This is a genomic window from Methylobacterium sp. B4, assembly GCF_003201865.1.
Classification (GTDB): Bacteria; Pseudomonadota; Alphaproteobacteria; order Rhizobiales; family Beijerinckiaceae; genus Methylobacterium.
Genome location: NZ_QJJJ01000001.1, coordinates 427,682 through 440,510, shown reverse-complemented (window position 1 = coordinate 440,510; position 12,829 = coordinate 427,682). Strand labels below are relative to the sequence as shown.

Genomic DNA, 12,829 nt, shown 5'->3' with positions numbered 1-12,829 from the left:
GGTTTTCGGTCGCGACGTTCGCCCCGTTAACGGCCGGACGGCCCTACAGTTCAGACGGTTGAACGCGGTGTCAGGCCACCGCGTCCCAGGTTTCGGTGAGCACCCGGCCGGCATGGGAGAGCCGGGTGCGCAGCACTACGTCGCCCGCCGGCCACGGCTCGGGCGGCCGGAACTCGGCGTAGAGGCGCCAGCCCCCCGTCTGCGGCACCCGCTCCGTGTAGGGCTCGACGAAAGCGCCGGCACTCGCCGAGAGAGCGACCTCGATGGCCGCCCGCGGATCGTCGGGCAGGCCCGGCCCCTCGAAATCGATGGCGTAGAGGCGTCGCTGGGGGGAGGGCGGGTTCGTGGGCCGCAGCCGCTCGGCCGAACCGACCCGGGTCGAGACCACGCGGGCGAGCGGCGGCGCGATGGCCGGCACCGGTTCGGCCCCCACCGTGATGAGGGAATAGGCGAGCCGCAGGGGCCGGCCGGGGGCGACGGGCGCCTCCGGCACGAAGGCGGCCACGATGTTGTCGGTCGCCTCGGTCCGCGAGGGAATCTCGAACAACCGCACCGATCCCGCGCCGAAGCCTTCTCCCCGAGGCGCGACCCAGAGGCCGGGCCGGTCCTCGTGCCGGGCCTGCACGTCGAGGAAGACCGAAAAGTGCCGCTCGCGCTGCATCAGCCCGAAGCCCTCGAGGGGCGCCGCGCGGAAGGACGAGATCTGCGGCGCTGCCCGTCCGTTGACGAGGGGGCGCCAGAGCCGGTCTCCCGGCGTCTGCACCAGCAGCCCGTCCGAATCGTGCACCCGCGGGCGGAAATCGTCGAAGGGTTCGGCGCCTCGCGCGCCCGGCCCGTTCTCGCCGTGCAGGAACATGCTGGTGAGCGGCGCAAGCCCGAGGGCCGTGATCGCCCGGCGGGGGAACAGGGCCGCCTCGACCACGATCGCCGAAGGGTCGCCCGGCGTCACACTGAAGCGGTAGGCGCCGGTCAGGCTCGGCCCGTCGAGGAGCGCCAGGATCGTGATCGATGCGGCGTCCCCTCGCGGCTCCTCGATCCAGAAGGTCGTGAAGTCGGGAAACTCCTCCCCCTGCGGCAAGCCGGTGTTCACGGCCACGCCGCGAGCGGAGAGGCCGTAGATCTGCCCTCGGCCACGGACGCGGAAGTAGGAGGCCCCCAGAAAGACGAGGAATTCCTCCTGCTCCCCGGGCCGGGCAGCATCGAAGCCGTGGGCGATGCGAAAGCCCGCATAGCCCAGCGCGGGCGGATAGGTGCGGCCCTGGAGGCTCGGCCCGAGATCGAACAATCCCGGATCGTAGCCGAAGGGTCGGGGCGCCTGTCCCGGCGCCTGGAAGAAGATCTCGACGCGCCGTGCGTGCAGGCCGCCGCGGTGGAAGGGCTGGAGCGAGAAGCGCGACCCGAGCGGCACCGTCGCCTCGGGACGGACGCGGATCGCCTGGAACCCGTCGTAGCTCAGGCTGGCCAGTTCCGGCGGCAGGTCGTCGGCCGGCGGGCGGTAGGGTTGCCGCGCCGAGCCCTCGGCCCGCTCGGTCACGTCCTCGAAAGTGATCGGTCGGCCGGGGACTTGAGCAGTTTGCAATGTTTGAGCCATTGTTCGGGCGGCATTCAGGTCGAGAAAGCTAGGCACACACAAGCCGGCCGAACCGGCGAGAGCGGCACGAACGATGTCGCGACGCGAAACTTCCCTCTCTCCGGGCGCTTCGTCGCCCGCGTCCGACGGCTCTTCCATCCGTTCACCCCTCCCGCGAGTGTCGACGCCGATCATGTCCAGCCCAGACTTGCCGCAGGCGGACCTCTCCGTCGAGACGGGGGCCGGTGTCCAGGCCCGCGCGAGGGGAGCGGGTCCGGCGCCGCGGCCGGCTTCCTTCCTCGTCCGCCGCCTCGCCCTGGCCCTGCCGACGCTGGCCACCGCGGCCGCCATCGCCGCCCTGGCGCTCGCGGCCTACGGCGTGCCGGAGACCTGGCTCGGAGCCGCGGTGCTCGGGCTCTTCGTCGTGCTGATGGCGTGGCAGTCCTTCACCGCCTGGCAGTACCTCTACGGACTTGCCGCCGCCCTGATGGGCGACCGGGCGCTCTCGACCCTGGAGCGGCGTGCCGCCACGATCTCCACCCGTCCCACGGGCCTCAGCCGCACCGCCGCGGTGGTGGCGATCCACGCCGAGGACCCGATCGCGGTGTTCTCCGCCATCCGCGTCATGGCCCGCTCGCTTCAGCGCGAGGGCGGCGACGGCTCGGACATCGACATCTTCGTCCTCTCCGACACCCGCGAGGGCGCGATCAGCGCGGTCGAGGAGCACGAGTTCGCCCGCATCCAGGCCTGGGCCCAGCGCGAGGGCCGCGGCATGCCGCGCATCCGCTACCGGCGCCGGACCGAGAATACGGGCCGCAAGGCCGGCAACATCGCCGAGTTCTGCCGCAGTTACGGTCACGAATACGATTTCATGATCGTGCTCGACGCCGACAGCCTGATGACCGGTGCCGCCATGCGCCGCCTCGCCCGGCTGATGGAGGAGAATCCGCGCGTCGGCCTGATCCAGACCGTCTCCTACGCGGCCGGCCGCGACACCCTGTTCGCCCGCATCCAGCAATTCGCCGTGCGCCTCTACGCGCCGCTGAGCTTGCGCTGCCTGGAGACCTGGCAGGGGCCGGACGGGTCTTACTGGGGCCACAACGCGATCCTGCGCATCGAGGCGTTCGCCGGCAACGCCGAACTGCCCGTGCTCTCCGGGCGCCCGCCGCTCGGTGGCGAGATCCTCTGCCACGACATCGTCGAGGGCGCGCTCCTGCGCCGCGCCGGCTGGGAGGTGCGCCTGCTGCCGGAGATGGGCGGCACCTGGGAAGAGATGCCCACCAACCTCATCGACCTGCTCGGCCGCGAGCGGCGCTGGTGCCAGGGCAACCTGCAGCACATCCGCGTGCTGCCCTGGAAAGGGCTGCTCGGCGCGAGCCGCTGGCATCTCGGCGTCGGCATCCTGGGCTACGGGGTCTACCCGCTCTGGATCGCCTTCCTGGCTCTCGGCACCTGGCAGGCGGCGCGCCTGGGCGAACTCGGCCTGCTCGGCTACGGGCTCGACGGCCGCGGCCCGGCGGCCTGGGCGCTGGCCGCCCTCGTCGTCGCCAGCATGGCCCTGCCGAAGCTCCTGAGCCTCGGCTACGTGCTGGCCTCGCCCGCGCGCCGCGCCGCCTTCGGCGGCACCGGCTCGCTGCTCGTCAGCGCCGCCCTGGAACAGGCGATCTGGGTGCTGCTCTGGCCGGTCATGTCGCTGTTCGCGGCGGGTGCCGTGGTCACCACGCTGTTCGGCCGGGTGGTGCGCTGGGATTCCCAGGCCCGTGACGACCGAAGCGTTCCGTGGGCGGAGGCCTTCCGCCTTCAGAGCGACGCGGTGGCGGCGGGCGGTGCGCTCGCGGTCCTGCTCGCTTTCGCCGGCGATGCCCTTCTCGGCCTCTGGATGGCGCCGGTCGCCCTCGCCCTGCTGACGAGCCCGGCCCAGAGCGTGCTCACCAGCAGCACCCGTCTCGGGCTCGGCTCGAAGGCCCGCGGCCTCTTCCTCACCGAGGACGACACCCGGCCCGCGCCGGAACTGGTCGAGCTGCACCAGGGCCGGGCCGCCGGCGCGGTCTCCGGTGCCGGCGAGGCCGCCGCATGGCTTCCCGCGCCCATCGACGAGGCCGGCGCGCCGACCTCGCATTGAGCGCGCTCACTTCTGCTGCAGCGTCTCGATCGGGTTGGTGCGCTGGGTCGGGGCGGGCTCGCGGGTGAGGGAGCTGCCCTCCTTCTTTGCCGGGTTCGTCCTGCCGCCGACATCGGAACCGGGATCCTGCGACGGCTGGGTCGGGACGGCGCCGCTCGCGAGTTCCAGGCAGGTGATCAGTTCGACGTAGGACGGGAAGCCGCCGGCTTGGAACTGGGCCGTGCATTGCCGCTTGGCCGCGGCCGGGAACTCGCCCCAGCGCTTCTTCAGGTCGGCTTCCGCACTGCGCTCGGAATTGAGGCAGGCATTCTTGTCGGCGTTTTCGCTCAGCGTCCGCTGCACCCGCTCGGCGGATTTGCAGGTGCCCTCGACATCGAGCTTCGGCGGACCGTCATCGGCACGGGCCGCGCCCTGGCCCGCGAGGAGGCTCAGGCTCCCCAGCGACAGGACGGCGAGAAGGAGGGAGGCCCGTTTCGTCATGGCATAATTCGTCATGGCAGATCGCGTCGCGGTTCGGGGAACGGTGCCCGGACAACGCGCGGACATGGCCGAATGCGCTCCCGCTCGCCGAAAAATCGGTGGCGTGCTCAGCCGGCCTGCCCGTGCGCTTCGCGCAAGGCCGCGTCGAGATCGCGGAAGAGATCGTCCGGCTCCTCGATCCCGGTCGAGAGGCGCAGCAGATCGGGCGGACAGGGCGTGCCCGGCCCCTCGACCGAGGCGCGGTGCTCGATGAGGCTTTCCACGCCGCCGAGCGAGGTCGCCCGCTTCCACAGGGCCACCCGCGCCGCGGTGTCGATCGTCGCCGCCTCGCCTCCGGCGACGCGGATCGAGAGCATGTAGCCGAAGCCGCCCTCCATCTGGCGTGCCGCCACCGCGTGGCCGGGATGGTCGGGCAGGCCCGGATAGAGCACGGCGCTCACCAGCGGATGGGCGGCGAGCCGGGTGGCGAGCCGTAACGCCCCGGAGCTCTGGGCCGCGGCGCGCAGGGGCAGCGTGCGCAGGCCCCGCATCAGCAGATAGGCCTCGAAGGGCCCGAGGATCGCGCCCCAGCCCCCGCGGATCGCCACGAGGCGCTCCCAGAACGCGTCCTTGCGGGCACCCGCCAGGACGCCGGCCACCACGTCGGAATGACCATTCAGGATCTTGGTGGCCGAGTGCATCACGATGTCGGCCCCGAGCTCCAGCGGCCGGGTCAGGATCGGGCTGACGGCGGTCGAATCGACCGCAACGCGGGCGCCGGCCTCCCGGGCGATGCCGGCGACGCGGGCGATGTCGGTGACCGTGCAGAGGGGATTGCCCGGCGTCTCGATCCAGACGAGCCGGGTCCGGCCCGGCCGGATCGCGGCCCGCACGGCCTCCGGGTCATCCATCGCCACGAAATCGACGGCGAGGTCGAGCCGGGGCGCCTCCTGGCGCAGCCAGCGGCGAAGGCCCCAGTACATGACTTCGGGTGCCACCACGTGGTCGCCCCGTTCCAGGGCGCAGAACACCGCCGCCGCCGCGGCCATGCCGGAGCCGAACAGCAGGGCACCGGCGTCGGCACCTTCGAGGGCGGCGATCACGTCCTCCGCCTCCCGCGTCGTGGCGTTGTCGGGCCGGGCGTAGGAGAAGCCGGACCGGTAGGCGTTGTCGGGATCGCGCAGATAGGTGGTGGAGAGGTGGAGCGGCGGCACCACCGCCCGGGTCACCGGGTCGATCCGCCCCAGCGCCTGCGCGGCCAGGGTACGCGGGCTCCATTCCCCGGGCGACAAACCGACCTGCGGGTGCACCGCATCCGGATCGCCGTCGGGTGCGTTGGACCGACTCATGGGCTACCTCGTCCGCTCTGCGTGTCGGGAGCGGCTTGAGCGAATCCGCCGGGTCGGGCAAGGCGGGCAAACGAGCAACGGAGCATTGCGCAGCGCATGAGCGCCCTGGACATCCCCGAACGGCCCGCCCTGCCTCCGATTCCGCGCCTCGCCGCAGCGATCCTGCCGGTCGTCCTCGTGACGGCGGTGGGCTCGCTCTCCACCGGCAGCAACATCGAGGACTGGTACACGACCATCCGCAAGCCGGCCTTCAACCCGCCGAACTGGGTGTTTCCGCTCGCCTGGACGCTGCTCTACACCCTGATCGCATTCTCGCTCTGGCGCCTGCTCGGCGCCCGGCCGTTGGCGGGGCCCGCCCGCCGGGCCTGGTGGCTGGCGCTCGCCGCCTTCGCCGCGCAGCTCGCCCTCAACGCGGCCTGGACGCCGGTCTTCTTCGCCGCCCACGAACTCGGTCTCGCGCTGATCGTCGCGATCGCCATGCTGGTGATGATCCTCTGGACGATACGCCTCTCCTGGCGCTTTGACCGAGCGGCGGCGTGGCTGCTGGTGCCCTACGCCGCCTGGGTCAGCTTCGCCTGCCTGCTGAACGGGACCATCTGGCAGATGAACTGAGGGGTTTCAGGCGGCCAGCGCGCGCGTCACCGTCGAGCGAAGGTCGGCCAGCGAGAAGGGCTTCGTCAGCACGTCGGTGACGATCGCGTCGAGGCCGCGGGCGCGTTCGCGCTGGTCGGCGAAGCCCGTCATCAGCAGGATGGTCAGGTCGGGGTAGTCGCGCTTGGCCGCGAGCGAGAGCGCGATGCCGTCCATCAGCGGCATGCGGATATCGGTCAGCATCAGGTCGAAGCCGCCGCCGGCCTCCGACAGCCGGTCGAGACCGTCGCTGCCGTCGATGGCGGTGGTGACGCTGTGGCCGTCGAGTTCGAGGCCCCGTTTCAGGAAGCCGCGAACCGTCTCCTCGTCATCCACGAGCAGGATGCGCGCCATGACAGGCCGTTCCTCTACCGTTCCTTCGACATGGTCGCGTCGCCCGAGTGATCGCGCGTAAGCGTGGCCTGTCAAGCACCGGACGGCGACAGAGTTCCCTGTCTCGTCATTTCGGCGCAAGTCTCACCGGTATACCGGGAATTCACCGGGCCGGAGGGCGGCCTCAGGCGCCGCCGAACAGGTCCGCGTCGCCGCTCTCGTAGTCCACGAGTCCGACGAAGGGCAGCTGCCGGAAGGCATGGGCCGCATCCATGCCGTAGCCCACCACGAACACGTCCGGGCAGGTGAAGCCGACGAAATCCGCATCGATCGTCACGGCCCGCTTGCCCGGCTTCTCCAGCAGAACGGCGGTGAGAACGCGCTTGGCGCCGCGGGCCATCAGCAGGTCCTTGGCGAAGACGACGGTGCGGCCGGATTCGAGGATGTCGTCGATCAGGAGCACGTCGCGCCCGCGCACCTCGCTCTGCACGTCGCGCAGGATTTCCACCTGTCCCGACGAGACGGTGGAGTTGCGGTAGCTCGACAGGTGCACGAACTCGACCTGCGGCGAGAGCCCGGCCCGGTGCAGCGAGCGCAGCAGGTCGGCGGCGAACATGAAGCTGCCCTTGAGCACCGCGACCACGAGCAGGTTCTCGGGGTTCGCCGCGACGATCTGGGCCGCCAGCTCGTCGTTGCGCTTGGCGATGGCCGCCTCGTCGAACAGGACGCGGACGCGTTTGGATGCGGTGCTCATGCGACTCGTTTGATTTGAAGATTTCACCTGCGGCAGGGGCCGCCCCGGCGCTTCCTCTGGCACCATACCATGCGCGCCCCGCTCCGCCAGGGCGTAGCGTCCGCGGGGTCACGCGAAGATCGCTCACCTCGAGAACGGACGGGATCGGCTGAGCCTAGCGGCTCTCGTCCTCCCGGGCCGCGGCCGCGGCGCCGTCGGCAGCGAAGCGCACCTCGATCTGCCGGCCCTTATCGGGCGGGGCGGAGAGGCTCGCCTTGAAGCGCGCCCGCTCGCCCGGCTCCAGGGAGGGGCGCGGGCCCGACACGCTCCAGCGATAGAGCGATTGTCCGGCGGCGTCGCGCACCTCGACCTCGATGGCGGGCACCGCGACACGGGTGCGGGCGACGCCGACCACATCGCCCTCGACGACGAGACGGGCGGGATTCGTGCCCTCGGCCGGGAGCTGGAAGGCGGCGATGTCGGCAAGGTCGATGCCGCGCAGATTCACCGGCAGGCCGACCTGGGCGAAGAGTCCGGCCGTCTGCGGCATCGCCCGCACCACGCTGGCCCGGCCGAGCAGCATCAGCGGCAGGACGGCGGCGACGGCAAGGCCCGCGGCGAGGGCGGGCGAGAGGCGGCGGCCGGCTTTCGGCTTTGTCCTGCCGCGCTTGGCCGGGCGGGCGGTGGGCGGTCGAGGCTCGTCGACACGCGCGGCAGGGGGCGGCTCCGGGGGCGCGGGAGGCGGCTCGGGGGCGGCCTCCTCGGCGGCCGACATCTCCTCGAACATCGCGGCGACCACGTCGTCGGCCGAGATGAACCAGGTTTCGCGGCAGGCCGCGCAGCGCACGGAGCGGCCGGAGGTGCCGACGCGCTCGGCATCGATGCGGTACTCACTGGCGCAAGCCGGACAGACGATCAGCATGGCGAGGTGGCGCCGGGTTGGGTACGGTCCCCGCAGCGGGTTGCCGCGCACTCGAAAAGGACACAAACGTTCTCCCCGAGTAGGGTTAACCGGCCGTGAAGCCGGCCGGGTGCAGGGTCGGTCCCTGCCTTGCAGGAAAGCGTGGAGTGAGCGGGCGTTGTCGGCTGGGATGAACACGGGCAGCCTGCTGTCCGGCGCGGAGGAGCCCGTCGTCCGTTTCGAGAGCGTGGGCATGCGCTACGGCCTCGGGCCGGAGGTGCTGTCCGACGTGAGTTTCGAGATCGCGCCGCACTCCTTTCAGTTCCTGACCGGTCCCTCGGGGGCGGGTAAGACGACGCTGCTGCGCCTGATTCTGCTCTCGGTGCGCCCCACCCGCGGGCTCGTCTCGGTCTTCGGCGAGGAGGTGAGTGGCATCTCCAACAATGCGCTGACGGGCCTGCGGCGCCGCATGGGCGTGGTGTTCCAGGATTTCCGCCTGCTCGATCACCTCACCACCTACGAGAATGTGGCGCTGCCCTTGCGCGTGCAGGAGCGGGCAGAGACGAGCTACCGGGCGGAGGTCGTCGAACTCCTGCGCTGGGTCGGCCTGGGCGAGCGCATGCACGTCCTGCCGCCGCTGCTCTCGGGCGGGGAGAAGCAGCGCGCCGCCATCGCCCGAGCGCTGATCGCGCGGCCGGAACTGCTGCTCGCCGACGAACCCACCGGAAACGTCGATCCGAGCCTCGCGCGCCGCCTGCTGCGGCTGTTCATGGAGTTGAACCGGCTCGGCACCTCGGTGCTGATCGCCACACACGATTACGGCCTGATGGACCTCGTCGAGGCGCGCCGCATGGTGCTCGCCGAGGGTCGCTTGCGGGTGGAAGGCTGATGAGCGAGGTGCGCTCCCGCGATCAGGGCGTCACGCAGGGCGCCGCGCAGGGCCGCCCGCCCGCTGCTCGGCCCGCGTCCGAGCCGCCGCTGCCGGCCAACCTGCGCCGCAACGCGCCCCTGGTGCCGACCGATTCCGCTGCGAGCCAGGCCTTGGCCGCGGTGATCGCCATCCTCACCTTCCTCGCCGCGCTCTGCGCCGGCGCGGCCGAGATCGCCGTCTCCAGCGCCGGCCAGTGGCAGGGCAGCGTGGCGCAGGAGATCACGGTGCAGATCCGCCCGAGCGCCGGGCGCGACATCGAGGCCGACGTGCGGCAGGCGGAAGCGGTCGCCCGGGCCGCTCCGGGCATCGTCGGCGCGCGCGTCTTCTCCAAGGCGGAGGCCGAGCGGCTGCTGGAGCCCTGGCTCGGCAGCGGCCTCGACCTGTCCGACCTGCCGGTGCCGCGGCTGATCGCGCTGACGCTCTCGAACGACGCCCGGCCCGACCTGAAGGCCCTGCGCACGACGCTGGCGGAGGCGCTGCCGGGCGTGGCGAGCCTCGACGATCACGCGCTCTGGCTCCAGCGGCTCTCGACCATGGCCAACACCCTGGCCGCGATCGGCATCGGCGTCGTCGCCCTGGTCCTGCTCGCCACCGGCCTCGCCGTGGTCTTCGCGACCCGCGGCGCCATGGCCGGCAACCGGGAGGTGGTGGAGGTGCTGCACTTCGTGGGCGCCGACGACGACTATATCGCCAAGGCCTTCCAGAGCCGTTTCTTCCGCCTCGGGCTGCGGGGCGGGGCGCTCGGGGCGGGCGCCGCCCTCGTCACCTGCGCCTTGGCCGGCCTCTTCGCCCGAATGTGGCGCGCGGGCCCGGCGGGCGAGGAGATCGAGGCGCTGTTCGGTACCTTCCAGATCGGTTGGCGGGGCTACGCGCTCATCGTGCTGATCGGCGTAATCGCGTCGCTCGTTACGGCTGCGGTCTCGCGCTTCACCGTGCGCCGCTTCCTGCGGTGAAACCGGGGCGAGAGGCGCGTTAATCTTTCGTCAACCATTGCGGACCGAGACTTCGTCCCCACAAGACCGTCATGAGCCCCAGTCCCCTCCGCCATGTTCCTGCGAGCGCCACGTCGGCAGGCGGCCGGCCCGGTTTCGTGCGGTGCCCCCGCGGAGGCGCTGGGATGGTCCTGGGCCGCCCCATCGATGCGCGAACCCGCCCCACCTCCGGCAGCCCCGCGTCGAATGCCTGAGGCGCGGACCAACCCGAAGCGCGGAGCCCGGGCCCTGAGGCTGATGATCGGCCTCGCCCTGGCCGGGATGCTGGTGCTGACCGGCGGCTTCCTCGCCTTCGTCGCGGAGGTCGAGCGCGCGGACCGCCCGAGCCTGGACGGGGCCGACGGCATCGTCGCGATGACGGGGGGTTCGCAGCGCATCGGCGACGCCATCGACCTGCTCGCGGGCGGGCACGGCAAGCGGCTGCTGATCTCCGGCGTCAACGAGCGCACCACCCGCGACGAGATCGCCCGGCTCAACCCGGCCCAGGAGCACTGGATCGCCTGCTGCGTCGATCTCGACTACCGCGCCCGCAACACCATCGGCAACGCCATCGAGACCCGGCGCTGGATGCGCCGTCACCGGTTCGACACGATCGCGGTGGTGACCTCGAACTACCACATGCCCCGCACCCTGGTGGAACTGCGGCACGCCCTGAACGAGGGCGAGACGATCATTCCCTATCCCGTCGTCTCGGATGGGCTCGATCTCGGCCGCTGGTGGGCGGATCCGGCCGCGACGCGCCTGCTCGGCGCTGAATACCTCAAGTTTCTCGTGGCCTGGGCGCGCACACGCGTTGAAACGGATCCCGAGCAGTCGCGCTTCGCCGTTCTGATCGGCCGTCGCCAGCCGGTGAAGGTCGTCGCCGAGCACCTGCTGCGCGAGACGGAGCGACCGCGGCCCCACTGACGCGGCGGTCCGCGATCCGCTTCAGGGGATCGGAAACAGGGTCTCGACCGCCGTCAGCACCGCCGCGGTGGAGACCGGCTTCTCCAGTCGTAGGAGGGCGGCGTAGGCGGGCGGCAGCGCTTCGGCCTCGTAGCCTGTGATGACGAGGATCGGCACACGCCGGGCGAGGAGCCAATCGGCCACGCCGTAGGCCTGCACGCCCCTGAGGCCGAGATCGAGGATCGCCGCATCCAGCTCGGGCTCCGAACGCAGCAGCGCCATCGCCGTCTCGACCGAGGCGACGGGCCCGAGCACGGTCGCGCCCGCGTCCTCCAGCGCCCGGCGCAGCTCGTCGGCCCAGAAGTAATCGTCCTCGATCACGAGCAGGCGACGCTCGGGCACCGCGTTCCACGTCAACCTGTTTCTCCCTGACGTTCGAGCACGAAGGGATGGAGCCGAGCCCTGCGGAGGCAAGAGGTCGGACGGCACGGTCTGGAGCGGCCGATTAACATGCGTGAACTTATATTGGGCTAAATCCATTCGCGACATAAGCACGTTTAGGTTGCATTCGTACGCCGGTTCAAGGCGGTCATGCGTCGCAAGGATCTGGCCAAGCCCCGTCACTTCATGCACAGCAACCGGTCTCGCTTAGCCCTCGTCCCGACTATCCGACCGACTGCCGCATGACCGTGGTTCGCCCGCCTGCCCTCGAAGACTTTCGCCGCGTCGTGGTGAAGGTCGGCTCCGCCCTCCTCGTGGACAGGGCACGAGGACGCCTGCGCCACGCCTGGCTCGCGGCTCTGGCCGAGGACATCGCCGACCTGCATGCCCGCGGGGTCGACGTGGTGGTGGTCTCCTCCGGCGCCATCGCCCTCGGCCGGACGGTGCTCGGCCTCGCCCCCGGCGCCCTGCGCCTGGAGGAGAGCCAAGCCTCGGCGGCCGTGGGGCAGATCGCCCTCGCCCGCCACTGGACCGAGGCGCTGGGCCACCACGACATCGTCGCGGGCCAGGTGCTGGTGACGCCCAAGGACACGGAGGAGCGCCGCCGCTACCTCAATGCCCGCGCGACCGTGCAGAAGCTTCTGGAGGTGCGCGCCGTCCCGGTCGTCAACGAGAACGACACCGTGGCGACCGCCGAGATCCGCTACGGCGACAACGACCGGCTGGCCGCCCGCGTCGCCACGATGATCAGCGCCGACGTGCTGGTGCTGTTCTCCGACATCGACGGCCTCTACACCGCGCCGCCCCACAGCGACCCGCAGGCCCGCCACCTGCCGGTGATCGAGCGGGTGACGCCGGAGATCGAGGCGATGGCCGGCGGCCCGGCCTCGGAACTCTCCCGCGGCGGCATGCGCACCAAGGTCGAGGCGGCCAAGATCGCCGCCAGCGGCGGCACCCACATGGTCATCGCCGACGGCCGCGGAAAAAATCCGCTGCGGACCGTGCGCGAGGGCGGGCGCTGCAGCTGGTTCCTCTCGGGCTCGACCCCGACCGCCGCGCGCAAGACCTGGATCGCCGGATCGCTGGAGACCTCCGGCACCCTGGTCGTCGATGCCGGAGCCGCCCGCGCCCTGGAGGGCGGGGCCAGCCTGCTGCCGGTCGGTGTCACTGGTATCGAGGGCAACTTCGCCAAGGGTGACGCCGTGCTGATCCGGGGGCCGGAGGGGCGCATCCTCGGTCGAGGTCTGGTGGCCTACGACAGCGCGGATGCCGCCGCCATCATCGGCCGCTCCAGCCGCGAGATCGCTGCCGCCTCGATCCAGGCGGGACGGACCGAGATGATCCACCGCGACGACCTCGCCATGATCGATCCCTAAGGCGCGCGGAGGCCGAAGGGGAATCGTCCCAAACGGAACAATGCAACAACCGTGCTTGTTCAACCCCCGCGCGACGTGCAAAGGGGCGGGAAAGTGCATTTGCCTTC

The 12,829-nt window shown here is 71.4% G+C and carries 13 protein-coding genes; 6 read left to right on the top strand and 7 right to left on the bottom strand.

The genetic code is table 11. From position 1 onward, the window contains the following. Positions 1-70: 70 nt before the first annotated feature. The gene (locus tag BY998_RS02195; RefSeq protein WP_110349969.1) at positions 71-1,729 is read right to left on the bottom strand and encodes a glucan biosynthesis protein G; all 1,659 of its coding nucleotides are present in this window, start codon (positions 1,727-1,729) and stop codon (positions 71-73) included. A 34-nt stretch (positions 1,730-1,763) separates the two neighbouring features. Here BY998_RS02195 and mdoH point away from each other — a divergent pair, with 34 nt between their 5' ends. Then, the gene (mdoH, locus tag BY998_RS02190) at positions 1,764-3,692 is read left to right on the top strand and encodes a glucans biosynthesis glucosyltransferase MdoH (protein WP_110349968.1); all 1,929 of its coding nucleotides are present in this window, start codon (positions 1,764-1,766) and stop codon (positions 3,690-3,692) included. 6 nt (positions 3,693-3,698) lie between these two features. On the opposite strand, the gene BY998_RS02185 is transcribed toward mdoH, so the two are convergent. Then, on the bottom strand, positions 3,699-4,172 hold the full coding sequence (locus BY998_RS02185; RefSeq protein ID WP_110350251.1) for a hypothetical protein: 474 nt from the start codon (positions 4,170-4,172) through the stop codon (positions 3,699-3,701). A gap of 107 nt (positions 4,173-4,279) precedes the next feature. Next, a complete protein-coding gene (locus BY998_RS02180) occupies positions 4,280-5,500 on the bottom strand; it encodes an aminotransferase class I/II-fold pyridoxal phosphate-dependent enzyme (protein ID WP_110349967.1) in 1,221 nt (406 codons plus the stop codon). Between the two features lie 96 nt (positions 5,501-5,596). Here BY998_RS02180 and BY998_RS02175 point away from each other — a divergent pair, with 96 nt between their 5' ends. After that, positions 5,597-6,112, top strand: coding sequence for a TspO/MBR family protein (locus tag BY998_RS02175; protein WP_110349966.1), 516 nt, complete (start codon positions 5,597-5,599; stop codon positions 6,110-6,112). 6 nt (positions 6,113-6,118) lie between these two features. On the opposite strand, the gene BY998_RS02170 is transcribed toward BY998_RS02175, so the two are convergent. From BY998_RS02170 to BY998_RS02160, 3 genes are all read right to left on the bottom strand, one after another. Further along, on the bottom strand, positions 6,119-6,484 hold the full coding sequence (locus tag BY998_RS02170) for a response regulator (protein ID WP_110349965.1): 366 nt from the start codon (positions 6,482-6,484) through the stop codon (positions 6,119-6,121). Between the two features lie 163 nt (positions 6,485-6,647). Beyond that, the gene (hpt, locus tag BY998_RS02165; RefSeq protein ID WP_110349964.1) at positions 6,648-7,217 is read right to left on the bottom strand and encodes a hypoxanthine phosphoribosyltransferase; all 570 of its coding nucleotides are present in this window, start codon (positions 7,215-7,217) and stop codon (positions 6,648-6,650) included. A 154-nt stretch (positions 7,218-7,371) separates the two neighbouring features. Continuing rightward, positions 7,372-8,118 (bottom strand): zinc-ribbon domain-containing protein, encoded by a 747-nt coding sequence (locus BY998_RS02160; RefSeq protein WP_110349963.1) that lies wholly within the window; start codon positions 8,116-8,118, stop codon positions 7,372-7,374. A 169-nt stretch (positions 8,119-8,287) separates the two neighbouring features. On the opposite strand from BY998_RS02160, the gene ftsE reads away from it, so the two are divergent. The 3 genes from ftsE to BY998_RS02145 all read left to right on the top strand — a co-directional run bounded on the left by ftsE (position 8,288) and on the right by BY998_RS02145 (position 10,926). Further along, positions 8,288-8,986, top strand: a complete 699-nt coding sequence (gene ftsE, locus BY998_RS02155) for a cell division ATP-binding protein FtsE (RefSeq protein WP_110349962.1) — start codon at positions 8,288-8,290, stop codon at positions 8,984-8,986. Continuing rightward, complete coding sequence (locus BY998_RS02150) at positions 8,986-9,981, top strand: ABC transporter permease (protein ID WP_245421447.1); 996 nt, start codon at positions 8,986-8,988, stop codon at positions 9,979-9,981. Before ftsE ends, BY998_RS02150 begins: the two co-directional genes overlap by 1 nt. 225 nt (positions 9,982-10,206) lie before the next feature. After that, positions 10,207-10,926, top strand: a complete 720-nt coding sequence (locus tag BY998_RS02145; protein WP_110349961.1) for a YdcF family protein — start codon at positions 10,207-10,209, stop codon at positions 10,924-10,926. Between the two features lie 21 nt (positions 10,927-10,947). On the opposite strand, the gene BY998_RS02140 is transcribed toward BY998_RS02145, so the two are convergent. Further along, a complete protein-coding gene (locus BY998_RS02140) occupies positions 10,948-11,322 on the bottom strand; it encodes a response regulator (protein WP_110349960.1) in 375 nt (124 codons plus the stop codon). Between the two features lie 266 nt (positions 11,323-11,588). Between BY998_RS02140 and proB the strand changes: the two genes are divergently transcribed. After that, entirely contained in the window at positions 11,589-12,722 is a 1,134-nt protein-coding gene (gene proB, locus BY998_RS02135) for a glutamate 5-kinase (RefSeq protein ID WP_110349959.1), read from the top strand. Positions 12,723-12,829: the final 107 nt, after the last annotated feature.